The 20,775-nt window shown below is 42.4% G+C and carries 24 protein-coding genes; 21 read left to right on the top strand and 3 right to left on the bottom strand.

Going from position 1 to position 20,775, the window contains the following annotated elements:
* Positions 1-124: 124 nt before the first annotated feature.
* Positions 125-838, top strand: coding sequence for a NifB/NifX family molybdenum-iron cluster-binding protein (locus KCX82_RS04740; protein ID WP_227017290.1), 714 nt, complete (start codon positions 125-127; stop codon positions 836-838).
* An 18-nt stretch (positions 839-856) separates the two neighbouring features.
* On the opposite strand, the gene KCX82_RS04735 is transcribed toward KCX82_RS04740, so the two are convergent.
* Positions 857-1,021 carry a hypothetical protein gene (locus KCX82_RS04735; protein ID WP_227017289.1) on the bottom strand — a complete coding sequence of 55 codons (165 nt, stop codon included), beginning with the start codon at positions 1,019-1,021 and terminating at the stop codon, positions 857-859.
* Positions 1,022-1,183: 162 nt separating this feature from the next.
* Between KCX82_RS04735 and KCX82_RS04730 the strand changes: the two genes are divergently transcribed.
* Positions 1,184-1,324: a hypothetical protein gene (locus KCX82_RS04730; RefSeq protein WP_227017288.1), complete on the top strand. Its 141-nt coding sequence runs from the start codon at positions 1,184-1,186 to the stop codon at positions 1,322-1,324.
* A 159-nt stretch (positions 1,325-1,483) separates the two neighbouring features.
* Here the strand turns inward: KCX82_RS04730 and ku are convergent, their stop codons facing one another.
* Positions 1,484-2,305, bottom strand: a complete 822-nt coding sequence (gene ku / locus KCX82_RS04725) for a non-homologous end joining protein Ku (RefSeq protein ID WP_405127668.1) — start codon at positions 2,303-2,305, stop codon at positions 1,484-1,486.
* Positions 2,306-2,480: 175 nt separating this feature from the next.
* Here ku and KCX82_RS04720 point away from each other — a divergent pair, with 175 nt between their 5' ends.
* The 15 genes from KCX82_RS04720 (at position 2,481) to KCX82_RS04655 (ending at position 16,486) form a co-directional block, all read left to right on the top strand.
* Positions 2,481-2,666: a hypothetical protein gene (locus KCX82_RS04720; RefSeq protein ID WP_227017287.1), complete on the top strand. Its 186-nt coding sequence runs from the start codon at positions 2,481-2,483 to the stop codon at positions 2,664-2,666.
* Between the two features lie 105 nt (positions 2,667-2,771).
* Positions 2,772-2,981 carry an alpha/beta-type small acid-soluble spore protein gene (locus tag KCX82_RS04715; protein WP_227017286.1) on the top strand — a complete coding sequence of 70 codons (210 nt, stop codon included), beginning with the start codon at positions 2,772-2,774 and terminating at the stop codon, positions 2,979-2,981.
* A gap of 89 nt (positions 2,982-3,070) precedes the next feature.
* Positions 3,071-3,229: a CDIF630_02480 family spore surface protein gene (locus KCX82_RS04710; RefSeq protein ID WP_227017285.1), complete on the top strand. Its 159-nt coding sequence runs from the start codon at positions 3,071-3,073 to the stop codon at positions 3,227-3,229.
* Positions 3,230-3,300: 71 nt separating this feature from the next.
* Complete coding sequence (locus KCX82_RS04705; protein ID WP_227017284.1) at positions 3,301-3,480, top strand: small, acid-soluble spore protein, alpha/beta type; 180 nt, start codon at positions 3,301-3,303, stop codon at positions 3,478-3,480.
* 324 nt (positions 3,481-3,804) lie between these two features.
* Entirely contained in the window at positions 3,805-5,124 is a 1,320-nt protein-coding gene (gene codB, locus KCX82_RS04700) for a cytosine permease (protein WP_227017283.1), read from the top strand.
* Positions 5,125-5,156: 32 nt separating this feature from the next.
* Positions 5,157-6,437, top strand: coding sequence for a cytosine deaminase (locus KCX82_RS04695; RefSeq protein ID WP_227017282.1), 1,281 nt, complete (start codon positions 5,157-5,159; stop codon positions 6,435-6,437).
* A gap of 153 nt (positions 6,438-6,590) precedes the next feature.
* On the top strand, positions 6,591-7,616 hold the full coding sequence (locus KCX82_RS04690) for a LacI family DNA-binding transcriptional regulator (RefSeq protein ID WP_227017281.1): 1,026 nt from the start codon (positions 6,591-6,593) through the stop codon (positions 7,614-7,616).
* Between the two features lie 19 nt (positions 7,617-7,635).
* Complete coding sequence (locus KCX82_RS04685; RefSeq protein ID WP_227017280.1) at positions 7,636-8,751, top strand: hypothetical protein; 1,116 nt, start codon at positions 7,636-7,638, stop codon at positions 8,749-8,751.
* Positions 8,752-8,994: 243 nt separating this feature from the next.
* Positions 8,995-9,120 (top strand): hypothetical protein, encoded by a 126-nt coding sequence (locus KCX82_RS22915; protein ID WP_264373187.1) that lies wholly within the window; start codon positions 8,995-8,997, stop codon positions 9,118-9,120.
* 59 nt (positions 9,121-9,179) lie between these two features.
* Positions 9,180-10,205, top strand: a complete 1,026-nt coding sequence (locus KCX82_RS04680; protein WP_227017279.1) for a LacI family DNA-binding transcriptional regulator — start codon at positions 9,180-9,182, stop codon at positions 10,203-10,205.
* Positions 10,205-11,311, top strand: a complete 1,107-nt coding sequence (locus KCX82_RS04675) for a hypothetical protein (RefSeq protein ID WP_227017278.1) — start codon at positions 10,205-10,207, stop codon at positions 11,309-11,311. The genes KCX82_RS04680 and KCX82_RS04675 overlap by 1 nt, the downstream gene beginning before the upstream one ends.
* Positions 11,312-11,665: 354 nt before the next feature.
* Positions 11,666-12,949, top strand: coding sequence for an FAD-dependent oxidoreductase (locus KCX82_RS04670; protein WP_227017277.1), 1,284 nt, complete (start codon positions 11,666-11,668; stop codon positions 12,947-12,949).
* 1 nt (position 12,950) lies between these two features.
* Positions 12,951-14,204 (top strand): NAD-dependent dihydropyrimidine dehydrogenase subunit PreA, encoded by a 1,254-nt coding sequence (gene preA, locus KCX82_RS04665; RefSeq protein WP_227017276.1) that lies wholly within the window; start codon positions 12,951-12,953, stop codon positions 14,202-14,204.
* A 287-nt stretch (positions 14,205-14,491) separates the two neighbouring features.
* Positions 14,492-15,166, top strand: a complete 675-nt coding sequence (locus KCX82_RS04660; protein WP_227017275.1) for a response regulator transcription factor — start codon at positions 14,492-14,494, stop codon at positions 15,164-15,166.
* A 12-nt stretch (positions 15,167-15,178) separates the two neighbouring features.
* Complete coding sequence (locus KCX82_RS04655) at positions 15,179-16,486, top strand: sensor histidine kinase (protein WP_227017274.1); 1,308 nt, start codon at positions 15,179-15,181, stop codon at positions 16,484-16,486.
* A 3-nt stretch (positions 16,487-16,489) separates the two neighbouring features.
* Here the strand turns inward: KCX82_RS04655 and KCX82_RS04650 are convergent, their stop codons facing one another.
* Positions 16,490-17,218: a DUF881 domain-containing protein gene (locus KCX82_RS04650; RefSeq protein ID WP_227017273.1), complete on the bottom strand. Its 729-nt coding sequence runs from the start codon at positions 17,216-17,218 to the stop codon at positions 16,490-16,492.
* Positions 17,219-17,455: 237 nt separating this feature from the next.
* On the opposite strand from KCX82_RS04650, the gene KCX82_RS04645 reads away from it, so the two are divergent.
* From KCX82_RS04645 to KCX82_RS04630, 4 genes are all read left to right on the top strand, one after another.
* The gene (locus KCX82_RS04645; RefSeq protein ID WP_227017272.1) at positions 17,456-18,328 is read left to right on the top strand and encodes a phosphate ABC transporter substrate-binding protein; all 873 of its coding nucleotides are present in this window, start codon (positions 17,456-17,458) and stop codon (positions 18,326-18,328) included.
* 101 nt (positions 18,329-18,429) lie between these two features.
* The gene (gene pstC, locus KCX82_RS04640) at positions 18,430-19,320 is read left to right on the top strand and encodes a phosphate ABC transporter permease subunit PstC (RefSeq protein ID WP_227017271.1); all 891 of its coding nucleotides are present in this window, start codon (positions 18,430-18,432) and stop codon (positions 19,318-19,320) included.
* Positions 19,317-20,198, top strand: a complete 882-nt coding sequence (pstA, locus tag KCX82_RS04635) for a phosphate ABC transporter permease PstA (protein ID WP_227017270.1) — start codon at positions 19,317-19,319, stop codon at positions 20,196-20,198. Before pstC ends, pstA begins: the two co-directional genes overlap by 4 nt.
* A partial coding sequence (locus KCX82_RS04630) for a phosphate ABC transporter ATP-binding protein (protein ID WP_227017269.1) occupies positions 20,188-20,775 on the top strand: 588 nt, incomplete at its 3' end. The genes pstA and KCX82_RS04630, both read left to right, overlap by 11 nt.

Here is a 20,775-nt window from a genome sequence, read left to right as displayed (position 1 = left end):
TTATTATAATTTTTTTAGTAATAAATTCAAAGTTATTGACATATGCTCATAATGGCTTTATGATGTATAATAAAGAACTCCTTATATTCAGTATATATCAGTATATAAATGGAAGGACTTTAGAATGAAAAATATAACGCAATCGAAAGAGGATTACCTTAGGGTCTTGCTTGAATTGTCTGAGGGCGGTACTGAAATTCGTTCCATAGATATTGCATATGCTCTTGGTTTTTCACGTGCAAGCGTAAGCCGTATGGTGAAAATCCTTGGAGAAACCGGGTATCTTGAAAAAGATCCCTATGGTAAGATCACATTAACTGAAAAAGGCTATGATATAGCAGCTCTAATGAAGAGAAGGCGAAATTTGATAAAAGATTTTTTGAAAGATGTTCTGGGTGTTGATCCCGCAACTGCTGCAAGAGAAGCTTGTAAGATTGAACATTCGATAAGCGAAGAAACAGAAAAGAAATTAAAGAAACTTGTTATTAGCAACAAGGAGGTAAAACAAATGAAAATTGCATTGCCGGTTAACGAAAAGTCTTTCGATGCAGTTATTAATAAATGCTTTGGTCGGGCTACGTTTTTCATAATCTATAATACCCATTCTAAAGAAATCGGCTATCTGGATCATAAAGCCGTAGCAGCTCAAGGCGGAGGCGGGTTTAGAGCGGCTCAAGCATTGGCCGATAATGGTGTAAAGGTAATTATTACTCCTCAATGCGGTGAAAATGCAGAAAAACTTTTCAAAAATGTAGAGGTCTTGATTTACAAAGCAATTTTGGGATCGATTCGGGATAATATAGACGCTTATCAAAAGGACCAATTAAGTTTGTTGTGACCGGGTATTTCAATGAACTTACCGGCCTTTCCCAAGACTCATCCAATCCCGGTCTTTAAGATTTTCCGGTATGGTTTTACTTTCATAGGTAGAACCGGTTAATACAAAGTCCTTTTCGCGTTCATTTACGGATATTTTTTGATCTTTTTGTTTATTCACTTTCGAATCTTTTTTTGGAAACATATTCATTCCTCACTTCATCAAGTTTTTTCTTGATATAATTTACTTCAAAATAAAATTTATAGAACCTTATTATCATTATTATCATTTCATATGGAAACCACACTGCTTTGACACATAAATCGGAACCGACCGGGTAATATTAACTTTCAGGAGGTGAGCAGGATGGAAAAGGAATATCGAACGAAAAAAGAAATGGTTGCCTGCAGAGACGGCGGTCATTTGACGGAAGAACAGACCGACGAATTTATCACATTTTCAGAACAGCAGCTGCCGGATCTGCCTGAGGAAAACAAGAGACTATGATTCCGGACAATCTAAAAGCAGCAGCTTATGATTCCAAACATTCCTGGGGGGCTTTTTCCATACGCAATCCTTTAAATCGAGGATGCCGGATGGAGCCCCCCCTTTGGTTTTCATCATGTATTTACAGATGGTTTAACAGTTTTTTCCCCAATCAGTTCATTATGCTCCGGGTTGTTCCTTTTTAGCAGGTCCACGCTTTTTCTTCGGCGGTTCTGCCGGTTGGTTCTGCTCGATGCTTTTCTTTAATGCTTCCATCAAGTCGATTACATTGCTCTTTTCCTCTTCCTTTGCGGCGACAATCTCTTTGCCGGCAATTTTCTGTTCAATCAGGCCGCGGAGCCGTTCCTGATATTCGTCTTTATATAAAGCAGGCTCGAAGGATCTCACCATCGTCTGTATGAGATTTTTAGCCATTGTCAGCTCTTCATCCTTCAATTCGGGTTTTGCGTAGGCCTTTGGCAGCTCCTTGATATCATCTTCAAAAAACATGGTATTGATTAGAATATTATCTTCCGTAGGAATAATAGCCAGCAAAGTCTCTTTATTCCCCATAACGGTTTTTGCAATGGCTACTTTACTCTCATCCTTCATTGCTGTGCGCAGAAGCTCGAAAGCTTTCTCGCCGCCGGTTTCAGGTATGGTATGATAGGATTTTTCATAATAAATGGGATTTATGGTTTCCAGATCTGCAAAATGCAGTATTTGGATGGTACGATCTTTTTCTGTTTTGATTTTTTCAAAATCTTCATCGGTCACAACGACATATTTATCCTTATCATATTCAAATCCTTTTATGATATCACTTCCGGAAACTTCTTTCCCGCAATGGGCACAGGTCTTTTTGTATCTGATTCTGGAATGATCCTCTTTATGAAGCTGGTTGAAATGGATATCGTTGTCCTGGGTAGCGGTATACAAAGCTACCGGAATATAAACCAATCCAAAAGAAATTGCACCTTTATGCGAAACTGCCATGTTCATTCTACCTCTTTCCTTTAATTAAAATCTTGGATTACACCTTTTTTTCATTTTTTAGTATGAAAATTTATCAGGAAAATTATTCTAAATATCAGAGAGTCAAACCAAAAGTTAACAAGAAAATTTGAAAATAGAAAAGAGATTGTTATCAGATACTATAATAGGAGGTGAAAAAAAGATGAATCATTGGACTGAACAAGAAGCTTTAAAAGCTTTAAAAGGCAATGTGCATACAAATCATAAGCATATTTCTTGCTATGGAGGTTTTTATGGATTGAGAGCATGTTCTGCTTTTGACTATTTATGTGATCATTGCGGATATCAGGTTAACGATATGCAGGTCAAGACATCTGTCAGTGAATAATACGATATAAAATAAATATGAAAACAGAGGAAAAACAAGAAAAATTTACTTGTAATATAAATCTTATGACGGGTTAAATTAATACCACAAAGGAGGTGAAAACAAATGGCTAATAACAACAACAACACACCAGTAGTTCCAAACGCTAAGAATGGACTGAACAACATGAAAACTGAAATCGCTAATGAATTAGGTTTAACTGGTTATGACACAATCGATAAGGGAAACCTTACAGCTAGACAGAATGGTTATGTTGGCGGTTATATGACTAAGAGATTAGTTGAAATGGCTGAACAGCAGCTATCCGGTAGATAAGTATAAAAAATAATTTTATTAATAAATCAGCTTATAGATAATCTCCATAAGCTGATTTTATTTTCGCTTAAAATTAGCAGGAGGAAAACATGAAGCAGGAAGTAAAAATTAATCCTGAACATATGCCGAATTTTACGACATTCCCATTGACGGATACCATCGATGTGGAACCGGATTCAAAAGTGACTATCCCTTCGGAGGATGCGGTGGACGATGTAAAGGATTGGGTTGATTTTAAAGAAATGTAGAGAAAAAAATTCCTATTCATTTGATGATAAAGTTATAGAACAGAAAATGAAAATGAGAGGAGGTATGCCGGATGAATTTAACGCTGCAGCAGGAAGCGATCATTAAAAGAGTGAAATCGGAAATTGCGCATCAATATGGCGTAAAGGACTTTGATGATATAGACAGAGGGAAAGTCACATCCAGAGCGAATGGTGATATTGTGAAAACTATTGCCGAGATGGCGGAAAGACAGCCTTTTATCGAGGATTAAAAAGAAAATTATACGATTTCCATTTTCATAGACAATATAAACCAAATTGTGGTATTTTAATTAAAAATTTCAGAAAGGCAGACAGCAAATTTTGTTGTCTGCCTTTTTTAAATATTAACAAATAAAATTTTCCGAAAATTAAAAAATATAATTGTAATTAATTACATGATGTGATAGTATGAGAACGAGAAATGTAATTAATTACATTTAATAAAGCCCCATAAATTCATGGAATTATTGAAATTATAAAACAGGATTAAATGTAAATGATTACGGAGGTTCTCGCAGTCAACCCAGATGTTAGAAATTGAAAGGAGAATGAAAATGTCAAAAGCGGAAAAACAGAAAAAAGCAGTCGTCGAAGAAAAAGATTATCCTCTCAGTCATGTGCCCAAGGAAGCACGTTCAGGACTACTTGCGGTCACCGGGGTATTGATTGGCTTTACCTTCTTTACTCCTACCATGGCAGCAGGAGCAAGGCTGGGAGCCGCCTTCGCCTTTTCGGAGCTGGTTTGGATTTTGCTGGCAGGAAGTGCCATACTTGGTGTTTATGTAGCTATTATTTGTGCAATCGGAGCCAAAACCGGATTAACCTCAGTACTTCTTGCACGATATACCCTTGGAACAGCAGGGGCAAAATGGGCAGATATTATTTTGGGAGGCACTCAGGTTCTTTGGTATGCCATTACAGCTGAGTATATGGGCATTCTCTTTGCGAAGGGTCTTGGCCTTCCGGGATGGGAGATTTTCTTCATGATTTTCTGGTCTGTCATCATGGGTGCCACCGCTCTTTATGGCTTTAAGAGCATGGCTATTGTATCCTATGTGGCATTACCGCTGATGGTAGCCCTGGTTGTTATCGTAACCTGGATGGCCTTCAGAGAAGTTGGGAGCATGGAAGCTTTATTCGGTGTACAGCCTTCTGCAACCATGTCCGTAACCGTTGCTATTACAGTAATTGTGGGTACTTTTGCATCCGGCGGAACCCAGGCGGCAAACTGGGCCAGATTCGCAAAAAACGGAAAAACAGCGTTTACCGCAGGTATTATTTCCTTCCTTATCGGAAACGGCATCATGGTTTTCTCCGGAATGGTCGGAGGTTTTGCATTCAAGACCGGAGACCTCATAGAACTGATGATTACCATGGGACTTACCTTCTGGGCTTTGATTATCCTCACGCTGAATATCTGGACCACAAACAATGCCACCGCTTATGCATTTGGTGTAGCTGGAGCGGAAATGTTCAATAAATCTAATAAAGGACCCTTTATCATCGGAGGCGTTATTATTGCAACGGTGGTAGCAGTAGCAGGCATCGGCGCTTATTTTATCCCGCTCCTCAATTTATTTGGCACCTTTATTCCTCCTCTCGGCGGGGTAATTATCGGAGATTTCTTATTTACATACAAGAAGACACTTCCCATGCTGGAATTCGTTACATTTAAAAAGCTGAGAGTGGTACCTTTGATCGCTTACCTTATCGGATGCGCAGCTGCTTATTTCGGCGGCGTATATGAAATCGGAGTTCCTTCCTTACAGGGAATTATCGTAGCGGCTCTTGCGGTACCAGTTATAAACGCAATCTTTAAAACAGCCAATTACAATGATATGCACGAAGTGAGCAAGGATGCAAAATACGTATAGAATATGGCTTTCAGGCAAGGAAGGAGCATAAAATGAGTTCATTATTAATCAAAAATGCCAAGCTAAGAGATCGTGATGGTTTCAAAAGTATTCTGATAGAAAACGGAAAAATCAGTAAAATCACCGATGAACTGCAGGGAAATTACGACGAAGTGATAGATGCCATGGGGAATCTTGTGATTCCGCCTTTTGTGGATCCCCATGTTCATATGGACGCCGTACTTTCTGCAGGAGATCTCAGCAGACCTAATAAATCCGGCACCCTGCTGGAAGCTATCGACATTTGGGGAGAGCGGAAGCCCTTTTTGACGAAGGACATTCTGAAAGAAAATGCATGGGAAGTGGTAAAATGGTATGTTGCCAACGGTGTCCTAAGGGTGAGAACTCATGCGGACTGTTCGGACCCCACACTGTTGACGGTAGAAAGCCTGCTGGAAATCAAGGAGGAAGCAAAGGACCTTATCGACATTCAAGTCGTTGCCTTCCCTCAGGACGGTATTTTTACAAAGCCTGACGGAGAAGCTCTGCTGAGGAAGGCATTGGAAATGGGTGCCGATGTGGTAGGGGGAGCGCCTCATATTGAATACACCAGGGAGGACGGAGTCAGGGACGTGGAATGCGTCTACCGCTTTGCCGAAGAATTCGACAGGCTCATCGATATTCATATCGATGAGACCGGTGACCCCCATTCGAGATTTGTAGAAGTCATGGCAAAAGAAAATATTGTCAGAGGATGGCAGGGCAGAGCTGCCGCAAGTCATACCACCGCTATGCATAACTATAATAACGATTATGCTTTTAAACTGATGGGCATCTTGAAAAAGGCTGAATTGAATATGATTACCAACCCCTTTGACAATTCGGTGCTGCAGAACAGAACCGACGGATATCCGAGAAAGCGCGGCCATACCAGAGTGGATGAACTTCTGGCTCGAGGTGTCAATGTCTGCATCGGCCATGACTCCATTATGGATCCGTGGTATTCCATGGGAAAGGGAAATATGATCGCGGCCGCCAACCTGCTGGCCCATACGGCGCATATGAACGGGCACGACCAAATTACCATTTTAATGGATATGATTACCACCCGCTCAGCAAAAACCATGAACATAGAAGATACCTATGGTATCGAAGAGGGTAAACCTGCAGATATTATCATACTGGATGCAGGAAATGATGCGGAAGCCGTAAGACTTACCAGCGAATGTCTTTACGTGATACGTAAAGGTAAAGTTATTTCCAGAACCACACCGGCGGTAAGACGTTTGGAAATCGGAGCAGAACCGGAATTCGTAGATTTTAAGCTTAAATGACAAGAAACACTTCGAAAAGAGAGTGAGGCTGCTCAGGCTGGTCTCACTCCTTTTCTGTTTTCATGTTTCAGCATTTGGGTTTGGAAAGCAGATTCCGTTTATGCTATACTATTACTGTAAACTTCTGAAACTTCAAAATAGGAGGCGTGACATTTGAATATTAAATCCGTAGCAAAAAAAGCCGGCGTTTCCGTTGCTACCGTATCCAGAGTTCTGAATCATCCGGATGCTGTCGCTCCTGATACCAAGGAACATATTTTAAGCGTCATGGAGAGCTTGGATTATACGCCAAATTGGTTTGCCAGGGGCTTAAAGCTGAACCGGACCGGTGTCATTGCGCTCCTGATTCCGGATATTCTTGATCTGGGGTATATGGAAATTGCAAAAGGAGTAGAGGATGTTGCACATCAAAAGAAATATAATATCATGCTTTGCACCACCGAGGAGGATCGCGGAAAAGAAAAAGAGCAGGTAGAAAATTTCCTGACAAGAAAGGTGGACGGTATTATTCTGGTTTCCTCCTTTCTGAAAAACAGCGATCTTCAGCAAATCAAAAAACAGGATGTGTCGGTAGTACTCATCGGAAAAAATGAGGATAACACCGGTGCGAATCTTGTCTATACGGATTACAAAGCGGCGACTTCGGAAGCGGTAAAGCATATGATCGAAATCGGTCACCGAAAGATCGGAATGATTTATGGGACACGGCCAAAGCTTGAAAATATGGATAAGCTGGAAGGCTTTAAAAAGACCCTGATGGAAGAAGGTCTAAATTATCGGGATTCACATATAGTAGAAGAAGAAAACAGCATTGAAGGCGGCTACCTGGCAGCAAGCAAACTGCTGAACCAGGCGGACAGGCCGGAAGCGCTCTTTGTTTCCTCAGATACCATGGCTATCGGGGCTATGGAAAAGATAAAACAAACAGGCCTGAGAATTCCTCAGGATATTGCAGTAGTCGGTTTTGATAATTTAAAAATCTCAGGCTTTATGGAACCAAAACTCACTACCGTGGCAAAACCCATGTACAGAATGGGGCTGGTAGCGGCCAGACTGCTTTTTGATCTGATGGAAGAGGATGAACAAAAAGAACAAGAGCCCCAGGAAATATTAATTCAGTCAAAGCTTAAAGTCAGAAAGTCCTGCGGACATCAGGACAGGCTTAAGGAGATATTTTAACCGCTAAGGAGGGGAAAAAATGACGCTTTCCGTTGATTTCATGGGATTAAAATTAAAGAATCCAATCATCGTGGCCGCAGGACCCTGGTCTCGAAACGGCGAAATGATCAAGAAGGCTTTCCTTGCCGGGGCTGGTGCAGTGGTTACGGAAACCATTGTAAACGAGGTTAATATCGATGTCAGGCCCAGAGTAGCCTATCACAACAATGGTGTTCAGAATATTCGCCTGTACAGTGACATTCTGCTGGAAGAATGGGAGAGGGAAATCGATGTGGCGAAAAGTCAGGACGGCATCGTAATCGCCAGCGTCTGTGCGCAGACCCCGTCAGAGATCAGCTATATCGCCGGAAAACTGGAGAAAATAGGTGTGGATGCCATCGAACTCGGCCTTGCTTCCCCTATGGGAGAAGGGCTGGAAGTGATGGCAGCCAGTGCGGAAAAAATCTATGAGATGACCAGCAAAGTGGTAAGCAGTGTAGATATACCCGTCATGGTCAAGCTGTCCCAGAATGTGACGAATATGTCCAAGATCGCCTGTGCGGTGGAAAGGGCCGGAGGAAGTGCCATCAGCGCCATTGATACGGTACGTTGTATTTTAGGTGTTGATATCAAAAGCAGAAAACCGTATCTCCCTACCTATGGCGGCTATTCCGGTGCTCCTATTAGACCTCTGGGCCTTGCCTCTGTAGCTACGATAGCTCAAAGTACGAGATTGCCCCTTTGCGGAATCGGTGGAATCGAAACCTATGAAAATGTTCTGGAATATATGATGCTGGGTGCTACGGCTGTACAGATGGGTACCGCTGTCATGGTGAACGGATTTTCCCATATCGAAAAGGTAAAAGAGGATTTGGAATCATGGATGGAGGAAAATGAAGTAGAGGATCTCTCCCGGATCAGAGGCACAGCTCTTGCTCATATCCAATCCTTTGATGAAATGCAGGTGGAGCCCAAGATTTCATACATGAAAAGCCCGTGCAGTCGGAAAGATTGCTTCCGCTGTATCAAATGCTGCATTTATGAAGCAATTTCAGAGCAAAATCAGAACGTTGTCATCGACGGGAAAAAATGTAAAGGCTGCGGGCTTTGCGGGGATATCTGCCCGGAAGGCAAAATCGAACTGATCTGGCCATAATTTCCTGAAATTCCAACTTGCAGAGCAATAGGAGAACACCTGTTGAAACTAGTTTAAAAGTGGAATTATTTTTTGTTTTTTTATTGAAAAAAAATTGATAAAGTGACATAATATAACGAGACGGAATCATATCCATTGCCTCGCGTTGAAACGCACAGATGTAATAAAATTTTTCTACAGTCGAAAAATTTTCTGCGGTTGCGTATAAACAGGTATTTTCTGATCAGTGAGAAGGAGATAAAGATGCGATTTTATAGCCGTAAACCGATTGATAACGTAAGAACGGATTGTATGGAAGAGGCCTTTTCAGGCTTTGCGGCTATCCGTATGCAGCTTTCAGTACTGGAATCAGAAGAATTTAAATTATAGCTATTATTTTAGAATGGAAAGCGGGGATACTCCCCGCTTTTTGGGTAATTTGGTGTAAGATGAATATTAAAGAAATTGCAAAAAAAGCCGGAGTCTCTGTGGCCACGGTTTCCAGGGTTTTGAATCATCCTGAAAGCGTTGCTTCGGATACGAAGGAGAGAATTTTAACGGTAATCAAGGAATCGGAGTATACACCCAATTGGTTTGCTAGAGGGTTGAACTTTAATAAAACCAATACCATAGCTCTTTTAATTCCGAACATCTTAAATCCCGGCTATATGGAAATTGCAAAGGGGGTTGAAGATGTTGCGCATCAAAAGGATTATACGACTTTGTTATGTAACGGAGAAAATGACGTAAGCAAGGAAAGGCGATATGCGGATTCCCTGATTAAAAGAAGGGTAGACGGCATCGTTCTGGTCTCTTCCCTGCTGGAAGATGAGGATGTGGAACTTATTAAAAAACAGGGGATTCCGGTGGTTTTGATCGGTGAAAACCGGAATATTTCCGATGTATCCATTGTCAGGATAGACTGTCAGGGAGCAGCTTACAAAGCGGTAAGACATCTGATAGACATAGGATATCGAGATATTGCGATCATTTACGGAGATACCCCGGAAATAGAAAACATGCGTAAACTGGAAGGGTATCGGCATGCACTGTCAGAAGAAGGAATACCAGATCGGGAGGAACTGATCCTGGTGGCGCCGAATACCGTAGAAGGCGGTTATATTGCCGCGAAAAAGCTAATCGATATGGAAAAACGTCCAAGAGCCATATTTGCATCCTCCGACCTTCTGGCATTCGGAGTGATCGATGCCATGAAGGATTTTGGGTTGAAAGTTCCGGAAGAAATTGCCGTGATGGGTTTTGACAATATCAGAATGTCAAATTTGATTGAACCAAAGCTGACTACCGTGGAAAAACCCATGCATAAAATGGGAGTTCTTGGTGCAAGACTGCTCTTTGACTTGATGGACAGCAAAGAAGAAGAGGACTCCGCGAATAGAGAAATTTTATTACAATCCAAGCTGAAGATAAGAAAATCCTGTGGTCACAGGGAGAGAATCGGAGAGATATTCTAATGAAAACAGAATTTTTAGGTTTAAAATTAAAAAATCCCATTATCGTAGCGGCTGGACCGTGGAATCGTGATGGAAAAAGCATCAGAAAAGGAATTACTGCCGGTGCAGGCGCTGTCATTACGGAAACCATTGTCAGCGATGCCTTGCTGGATGTTCGGCCGAGAATTGCCTACAACGGTCAGGGCGCTCAAAATATCAGACTTTACAGTGATATACAGGTGGAAGGATGGCAAAGAGAAATGGATATCGCCAAAAGCAAGGAAGGCTTAGTAATTGCCAGCATTTCAGCCCATACTCCTTCTGAGCTTGCCTATCTTGCCATGAAAATGGAAAAATTTGGGGCAGACGCTATCGAACTGGGCATCTCTTCTCCGATGGGAGAATCTCTGGAAGTCGTTGCATCAGATGCAGAGCGTGTCTTTGAAATGACAAAGGAAGTGGTCCAAAATATTAAAATTCCCGTCATGGTGAAATTGTCCCAGAATGCCACAAACATATCCAGAGTGGCGAAAGCAGTGAAAAAAGCCGGAGGCTCCGGTGTGAGTGCCATCAATACGGTTCGCTGTATTCTGGGTGTGGATATCGAGACGGCAGAGCCCACGCTGTCAACATATGGAGGCTATTCAGGAGCACCGATCAGGCCCTTGGGCCTCGCATCCGTGGCGACCATCGCCCAGACTGTAGATGTTCCTATCTGCGGAATCGGCGGCATCGGGAATTATAAAAATGCGCTGGAATATATCATGCTGGGAGCATCGGCCGTACAGATCGGAACTTCGGTGATGCTAAATGGTTTTTCGTGTATTACCGAAATTGTGGAAGACCTGGAGCGCTGGGGGGAAGAACGGGATATCAAGGAAGTAAAAACGATAAAAGGTAAAGCCTTAAATAATTTAAAATCTTTTGAGGAAATCAAAATTGAACCTGTGGTTAGCAGAATTAATGATGAGATCTGTATTCTTGACTGTGAAGACTGTGTAAAATCCTGCATTTACGGAGCCATTGAAAAGAAAAACAACGAGATGATTCTGAGCAGTGAACGATGTACCGGCTGCGGTCTTTGCATCTGTGTTTGTCCTGAGAAAAAATTCAGATTAGACTGGTAAAAGAAGGAACACCAGAAGAAGAGAACCATAACTGAATAACAACTGGAAATAAGTTTTTTAGAATTTTGCAAGATAAACTATTGCATAATTCTGAAAAGATGTTAAAATGAAGTTGTGTGTAACTGGTTTCACTACAATGACGATTGTGCAAAAAAAATTGAACTTTACTATTATTTTTCTGTCATGCAGAATCGGTATATACACAAAAAAAGTAAGGCGTTATCAGCCTTATCAAAAAAGATTTGCCTAATGAAAGTGCTTTCTTTGGCTGGATTGCCAGACTGAAAGGAAAACATTGGAAAACGGTATTCTAAAGGTTATATTGATTTGTTAAAAGAGAAGGAGTTGAAAGTTTTGAGTAAAGTAGTAAAAGCAAAGTATACTGCTGATGCTGTTGACGGATTCACCCCAAGAACCGCGATGGAAGAAGCAGCAAGATGTTTACTATGTATCGATGCACCTTGCAGCAAAGGATGTCCTGCAGGAACAGATCCTGGTAAGTTCATCCGTTCAATCAGATTCAGAAACATTAAAGGTGCTGCTGAAACCATCAGAGAAAATAACATTCTCGGCGGAAGCTGTGCCAGAGTATGTCCATATGACAGACTTTGTGAAGAGGCTTGCAGCCGTTGCGGTATTGACAGACCAATCGAAATCGGTAAGCTGCAGAGATTTGCAGTAGAACAGGAAAAGGCACACAAAATGAAGATTTTGGCAGCACCTTCCAAGAAAAAAGCTGACAAAGTCGCTTGCATCGGTTCCGGACCTGCATCCCTTGCTTGCGCAGCAAAACTCGCTCAAGCCGGATATCAGGTAACCATCTTCGAAGCTGCAGAAAAAGCAGGCGGAGTACTTACATACGGAATCACACCGGCAAGATTACCACAGCACGTTGTGGATTTTGACATCAAAGCAGTAAAAGACCTGGGCGTTAAATTCGTATTTGATACCAAGGTTGGAGAAGATATCACAGTAGAAGAACTGAAAAAGGCTGACTTTAAAGCCATCTTTGTCGGCGCCGGATTATGGGAAGCAAAGGTTCCTGAAATTCCAGGAAAAGACCTGAAAGGCGTTACAAATGCCATTGACTTCTTAAAGGCTGCCAGAGATTCCAAGGGAGATTTCAACCCTGGAAAGAACGTGGTTGTAATCGGCGGCGGAGACGTTGCTATGGACTGTGCTACAACTGCAAAGCTGTTAGGCGCTGAAAATGTAGCTATTTATTATAGAAGAACCTTAGAAGAAGCTCCTGCAAACATGGCTGAAATCCAGTATGCTACTTCTTTAGGGGTAACGATCACAACGAACTTTGCTCCTGCAGAATTAGTTGGTGACAAAAATGTAGAATTTGCTGTATTCAAGGGAAGAGACGGCGCTTCCAGTGCAAAGGTTGCAGCGGATACTGTTGTATTTGCTATCGGCCAGGCTCCGGAAGATATGACCAAGATTGCCCCTGTAAAAGTAGCTGACAAAGGTACGATTGCAGCAAACGCAAAAGGTAAGACAAACGTTGCTGGTATCTTTGCAGCTGGCGATATTGTAAACGGCGGAAAGACCGTTGTGGAAGCAGTAGCGGCAGGAAAAGAAGCGGCAGCTGAAATCATTGAGTACCTCGAAAAGAAGGAAGGTGTGAAATAAGATGGCTGTTAAGAAAGATTTATCAATAAATTACTTAGGTGTTAAATGCGAAAACCCATTCTTCCTGTCATCCTCACCGGTAGGTGGAAATTATGACATGGTTGCTAAAGCTTATGAAGCCGGTTGGGGCGGAGTATTCTTCAAAACCGTTGGTATTTTCGTAGCTGACGAATGTTCTCCAAGATTTGACCAGACAAATAAAGAAGGTCTTCCTTGGGTTGGATTCAAAAACATGGAGCAGATCTCCGACAAGCCGACAGAAAAGAACTTCGAATTCATGGCAAGATTAAAGAGAGATTATCCTGAAAAGATCATGGTAGCTACTATCATGGGCAGCACAGAAGACGAATGGAAAGAGCTTGCTAAAATGTGCGAACAGGCAGGAGCAGACCTGATCGAAGGTAACTTCTCATGTCCACAGATGACAAGTCATGCAATGGGTTCTGATGTAGGTTCCACTCCGGAATTGGTAAAACTGTACTCAAAAGCAGTATCCTCCACTACAAAGATTCCTTTCATTGCAAAGATGACTCCAAACGTAACCAATATGGTACTTCCAGCACGTGCTGCCATTGAAGGCGGAGCTGCCGGAGTTTCCGCGATCAATACAGTGAAGTCAATCACAAACATCGACTTCGAAAATATGACTGCTATGCCGGTTGTAAACGGTAAATCCTCTATTTCTGGATATTCCGGAGCTGCTGTTAAGCCAATCGCTTTAAGATTTATTGCACAGATGCTGCAGGATGAAATTTTAAAGAACGTTCCAATCAGCGGTATCGGCGGTATCGAAACATGGAGAGACGCAGTTGAATTCTTACTCTTAGGATGCAGAAACCTTCAGGTTACGACAGCAATCATGCAGTATGGCTACAGAATCGTTGAAGATATGATCAACGGTGTAAGCCACTTCATGGATGAAAGAGGATATGACAAGCTTGATGATTTCATTGGAAAAGCGATCGGAAATATCATCCCTGCAGAAGACCTGAACAGAGATTTCAAAATCCTTCCAAATTTTGATCACAAAAAATGTATCGGCTGCGGAAGATGCTACGTATCCTGCTATGATGGTGCTCATCAGGCAATTGACTGGGATGCTAAGAAAAGAAGACCAAACCTCAACGAAGAGTGCGTAGGCTGTCACCTTTGCTTAAATGTTTGCCCGGTTCAGGGTTGCATCACTCCAGGCGAAATCAAGTGGAAAGAAGGCAGAAAGCCGGTTGAAATTGCTCTGAAGCACGACTACGAATAGGATACTTTTTCGTTGGCATCTGAGCCAAACGACAGAATTCTAAAATAGACACCTCGGTGCTTTTGCGCCGGTAAACAATAACCATATTCCTTAATAAGATGAGAGCGCCGTGTATCAGTATACGGCGCTTTCCTTTTTAGCGTGGGAATAGCCGAATGGGAACAGCGCAGCAGCCACTTTTTAATAGAAATCTTGTTTCTTGGATGAGTGTATTGTATAATGCAAATAATATAGCAGGACTGTTTCTAGGTCCGGCACGAAGGTAAGTAGTGCAATGGAGGAGTGTTATGCAAAAGATTTTAATTATAGAAGACGAACCCAATATCAGAGAACTGGTTCTATATAATTTGAAGGAAAACGGCTATGAAGGCATCGGAGCGGAAGACGGATTGCTGGGCTTGCAGCTGGCTCACGAAGAAAGGCCGGATTTGATTTTGCTGGATATTATGCTGCCGGGGAAAAACGGCTATGATATCTGCAGAGAACTGAGAGCGGAAGGCAGTAAGACACCGATTATCATGCTTACTGCTAAAAATGAAGAAATCGACAAGGTATTAGGTCTGGAATTCGGAGCAGATGATTATATCTCAAAGCCCTTTGGTATCAGAGAATTAATGGCGCGGATCAAGGCGGTGCTGAGAAGATATGAAAGTAATTCTGATAAAGACTCCCTGATGATCGGGGATCTGGCCATCGATATTGAACGTCATGAAGTAAGACTGGGAGGAAAGGTTCTGGATCTTACCCTAAAAGAGTTCGATCTTTTAAAGACCCTTGCGGAAAACAGGGGAAGAGTTATGACCAGAGACCAGCTGCTGGACAAGGTTTGGGGATTCGAATACATCGGCGAGACCAGGACGGTAGATGTGCATGTCAGGTATTTGAGAAAGAAGCTTGGCGATGAAGATAACGAAGGCAAATATATACAAACCATTCGTGGTATGGGCTATAAGATGCCGTAAAAGGGAGACAAGATGAAAAAGAAATTTCTGCTTTTTTCCATAGGCTTAATCTTGCTGAGTGTAATTTTAACCAGTTTTATTTCCATTAATGTCAATATCAGTAATTTTATTGCGGAGAAGGAAAAGGAACTGCTCACTTACTCTAAACTGATTAATAAAGCCATCATTGAGGACTATAATGACGGAACTCAGGCTGATTTTGTGGTCTATGCCAAGGATTTTTCCGACGAAATGGGATTGAGGCTTACCTTCATCGATATAGACGGAACGGTGCTTGCCGATTCTGCCGAAGGCGAAGACTACATTTATATGGAAAACCATGCCAACCGCGAGGAAGTGAAGGAAGCCCTGTTATCCGGTGCCGGCGGAAGCAGCAGAGAAAGCAGCACGCTGGGGGAAGAATTTCTTTATGTAGCCGATGCTCTGGAGTACCAGGGAGAAACGGTGATGATTACCCGGGTTGCCATGGAAATCGATAAATTGAAAATGATCAATGATTTTGTAGTGAAAGCCTCGCTGATCTCATCTTTGGTGGGGATTCTGATTGCGGCCATTATCGCTATCCTGTATACCAGCAAGCTTATCAAGCCCATCAATGAAATGGAAAAACAACTGAAAATTACTATGGATGAAAACAAAAAAGCGGAAAAAATCAGGAAGGATTTTGTTGCAAATGTTACCCACGAGTTGAAGACGCCCCTCACTTCCATTTCAGGTTTCGTAGAGACACTTCAGGACGGTGCTGCCGAAAATCCAGAAATCAGAAGGAAGTTTCTTGATATTATCGCCATTGAATCCGCCAGATTAAAACGGCTCATCGAGGATATTCTGATCATTTCCGATATCGAAAATAAACGTGAGGTGAACACGGACAGCGACATCAATGTAAGGGAGGCCATCGAGGAAATTTTAGCTGCTTTGGAGCCTATCCTGGAGGCAAAGAAGGTTAGCGTATCCACGTACTTTGCTTATGAAATCTACATTGGCGGAAATTATGACCGGTTTAAGCAGCTCATGATGAATCTCATAGAAAATGCGGTAAAATACTCCCATGACGGGGGAGCGATCTTTATCGCTGCAAAAAAAGTAGAGGGTAAGGTACACATTAGTGTAAAAGATCAAGGTATCGGCATTTCAGAGGAGCACCTGCCGAGGCTTTTCGAACGTTTTTACCGGGTTGATAAATCCCGTTCCCAGAAGGTAGGCGGCACAGGGCTCGGTCTTGCCATTGTGAAGCATATTGCAGCATTGTTCGAAGCGGAAATCAAGGTGGAAAGCGAATTGGGGAAGGGATCTACCTTTACCGTAATTTTTAAATAGGAATTAGTCTTTTGCCGGTTTCGCATAACGAAAATTGATGATGCGGTTGTATCTGGGAATTGTCACTTCTTCTTGTTTTTCTACAGTCACCTGAAGCGAATAGCTTTGCCTCATCAGTTCGGCGATTCCATATCGAATAGTCAATGCATACTCCAGCGCATCGGGGTCACCGATAGCTTTTATCAAATAAGGCGGCGCGGTAGGCACGGTGTTGATATTTACGTTGTCACCAACAAAAATAATTTCTGTAGTCGCTAAAATTCTCTGACCATTAATGGAAATCGCTTCAGCCCCGGCACTTTTTAATTTGTTCACCAGACTTATCAATAAATCGCAATTTGACATAATTATGCTTTCGTCCTTTTCCAGGAGATTTTCTTCCAGAAGAACAGGATCCATTATGGTTATCTTAATCCCTGGCCCTTTTACGTCCGTAAGTGCGGCATCTATCTTGTACTTGTCAACATCTTCTACCAGCGATTTCAAATAGGCACTTTTGCCGGCTTCGTCCTTCTCGATTTCATCTATTCTGCTCTCGCATTCCAGAAGCTGTTTACCGGCTGACTCTTTTTCTTCCTGTACTTTCTGAAGTTCCTCTTTATACATTTGTGTTTGAGTGATGAGAACAAGCCCTCTTTGTCCGGAGTTTTGTGCACCGATCTGTGCCGATAGGACCACTCCTATGAGGAAAGTCATTCCGAAGATTGTAATGATACGATTCTTTTTATTCATCTTGTAGTCTCCCTACACCGCATTACCGGCATTATTTGTGAACATAGCTGTCTCTTTATCATAAAGCATTTAACACTTTTTATACAAACTATACATCATATTGATAAGTTCGTCCATTTACATTTTAACATACTCTTAACATTTGGTTTATTGGCTCTTAACATTCACTATGTATGATAAGAAATGTAAAGAGAAAGAATAACATCAACAATAAAACAAGAAAGAGGGAATTAAAAAATGAAAAAGATATTATCCATTACTTTAGTAATATTATTGGCTCTTGGAGCACTGGCAGGCTGCGGCGCCAAAGACAGCACCGGAGATGACGGCAATAACGGTAATGCAAGCGATGTAACCGGAACTGTAGTAACTGCGGGATCAACCTCAGTGCAGCCTTTATCAGAAGAATTAGCGGCAGCATTTATGGATGCCAATCCTGGAATCTCTGTAGAAGTACAGGGAGGTGGCTCAGGACAGGGAATTAAAGCCATACAAGAAAAAATCGCAGACTTTGGCGCATTATCAAGAAACGTAAAGGATGAAGAAAAGGGTTCCGTAGCAGAAGAATTTATCATTGCAAAGGACGGTGTTGCCGTTGTTGTGAATCCTGAATCTACCGTAACAGATCTTACGATTGAGCAGATCAAAAAGATCTATACCGGTGAGATTAAGAACTGGAAAGAAGTCGGCGGAGAAGATGCTCCCATCGTCGTAGTATCCCGAGAAGAAGGTTCCGGAACAAGGGGTGCATTTACTGAGATTACCAAAGTCATGAGCAAAAATGAAGCCGGAGAAGAAATTGACGGAACAACAAAAGACGCTTTGGTACAAGGTTCAACCGGGGCAGTTATGCAGACTGTTGCCACTACCCCGAACACCATTGGATACGTATCTCTGGGATCACTGAGCGACAGCGTAAAAGTTGTGAAAGTTGAAGGGGTTGCGCCTTCTGAAGAAACAGTACTCTCAGGCGAATACAAAATATCCAGACCATTCATCTATGTAGTAAGCGGTGAACTGACAGAAGCAGCAAAACTTTACATCGACTTTGTGATGAGCGAAGAAGGTCAGGCAATCGTTGAAGAAAGTGGGTTTATCCCGGTAATATAAGCTTCTCCTCAATTTTATATAGATAGAGCAGTTTGTGAAACAGTGAGCCTTGCCGTAAAATTACGGGAAGGCTTTCGCTGAGACTGCATAGGGTAACGCAGATGAAAACATATGAAAGAATAATCGAAAAGTTAATATTAATTTCTGCTGTCGTAGCAACCATATCCGTAGCGCTGATTACTATTTTTATATTTCAGTCAGGTTTACCGGTTTTGGCTAGCTACGGAGTTTTTGATTTTATTTTAGGAACAACCTGGTCTCCAACCAATGGCAGCTACGGGATTCTACCATTAATCGCAGGAACCCTCTCCGTAACCTTCGGGGCGCTTGTGATTGGAATCCCGACCGGCATTGCCTGTGCTGTCTTTTTGGCTGAAATATTACCTGCAAAATGGGCGAAAGGTTTCAAATCCGCCATTGAACTGCTTGCGGGCATTCCTTCGGTGGTTTACGGATTTTTTGGGCTGGTGGTGCTGGTCCCTGCAATACGAAATTATATTCTTCCTATCTACCAGTTTTTTAATCCGGATAAAAGTACTACGGGCTTTAGCATCTTAGCCGGTGCTGTTATTCTGGCAATTATGATACTCCCCACTATCGTGAGTATTTCGGAAAATTCCATAGCCGCGGTGCCCAGAGAGTATAAAGAAGCATCTCTCGCATTGGGAGCCAATAAAATGGAAACCATTATAAAAGTCTTGATACCTGCTGCCAAATCGGGGATCATCTCCTCTATCATTTTGGGTATGGGAAGAGCCATCGGAGAGACGATGGCGGTATTGCTGATCACGGGAAACATGGCAAAAATTCCGGGAAGCATACTGGATCCGGTGGCCACTTTGACAGGTACCATTGCCATGGAAATGGGCTACGCGTCACCAACTCATCAGCAGGCGCTGTTTGCCGTGGGAATTATCCTGTTTGTCATCATCATGCTGTTGAATATCATCGCTCAGGTCAGCATGAAGGGGATAGGAGGTAAGGCATCATGACAGATCAGAACATAAGAAATACAAAAATAAATAAAGACAGGAAAAAGATAAAGACAACCAAGAATGTCATCTTTTATGGACTCATAGGATTTCTGGCTGCAGTTACGCTGGCTGCACTGATCATTATTATCGGATACATTCTGATTAACGGTCTCTCCCATATCAATCTTGAATTTTTAACAGAAGAACCCAGAAGAATGGGTAAGGAAGGCGGAATCTTCTCTATTATCATCGGAACCTTGTATGTAACCGGGGTCGGCATTCTCATTGCAACTCCTATTGGCATTGCGGCAGCCGTTTATTTTACCGAGTATGCCAAAGAAGGCAAAGGTGTCACTCTGATACGATTCTTTACAGAAATTTTAGCAGGTATTCCGTCTATTATATTCGGTTTATTTGGTTTTGCTTTCTTTGTCATCTTCCTAGGGATGGGATGGTCGGTACTTTCCGGGGGCCTGACTCTGGCTATGATGGTATTGCCTACTCTGATACGGGCTACGGAAGAATCCTTAAAGACGGTTCCTATGGCATATCGGGAAGGAAGCTTGTCTCTGGGAGCAACGAAATGGCAGACTATCATAAAGGTCATTATTCCTTGCTGCAAACCGGGAATTTTGACAGGCCTGATTCTTGGAATCGGGAGGGCCATTGGTGAGACGGCAGCCATTATGCTGACAGTGGGAGGATCCCTCAGGGTGCCTGACTCTCTTTTTGACTCCACCAGAACCATGGCAGTACATCTCTATATCCTATCGGCGGAAGGATTGTCACAAGAAAAAACATATGCAACTGCTGCACTTTTAATTGTCATCGTGCTGCTTATCAATACGGCAGCCAATCTCATCGGCAGCAGTCTAGGAGGAAGAAATGGAAACTAAATTTGATATCAAAAATCTGGATTTGTATTATGGCAGTTTTCAGGCTCTAAAAAGTGTGGATATGACCATATATGGAAACAAGATCACGGCGCTCATCGGACCTTCGGGCTGCGGTAAATCCACATTTTTAAGAACTCTGAACAGAATGAACGACCTGATTACAGGTATTAAAATAGAAGGAAACATCCTTTTTGACGGAGAGGATATCTATGGAAAGGACTACGATATCATCAACCTGAGAAAAAAGGTGGGTATGGTATTCCAAAAACCCAATCCATTCCCGAAAACAATTTATGAGAACATTGTTTACGGGCCGAGGATTCATGGAGAAAGGGATAAAAGCCAGCTGGATCATATCGTAGAAAGAACTCTTCGCGAGGTTGCCCTGTGGGATGAAGTAAAGGACAGACTGCATAAACCGGCTATGGGTCTTTCCGGCGGGCAGCAGCAAAGGCTTTGCATTGCCCGGTGTCTGGCTGTAGAACCGGAAGTGATTCTCATGGATGAACCCACATCCGCACTGGATCCGGTGGCTACCTCTAAAATAGAAGGTCTCCTTGAGGAGCTTGCAGAGAAG

It is taken from the genome of Sinanaerobacter chloroacetimidivorans, assembly GCF_018128545.1.
GTDB classification, from domain to species: Bacteria; Bacillota; Clostridia; order Peptostreptococcales; family Anaerovoracaceae; genus Sinanaerobacter; species Sinanaerobacter chloroacetimidivorans.
This window is presented reverse-complemented; position numbering and strand designations above follow the sequence as displayed.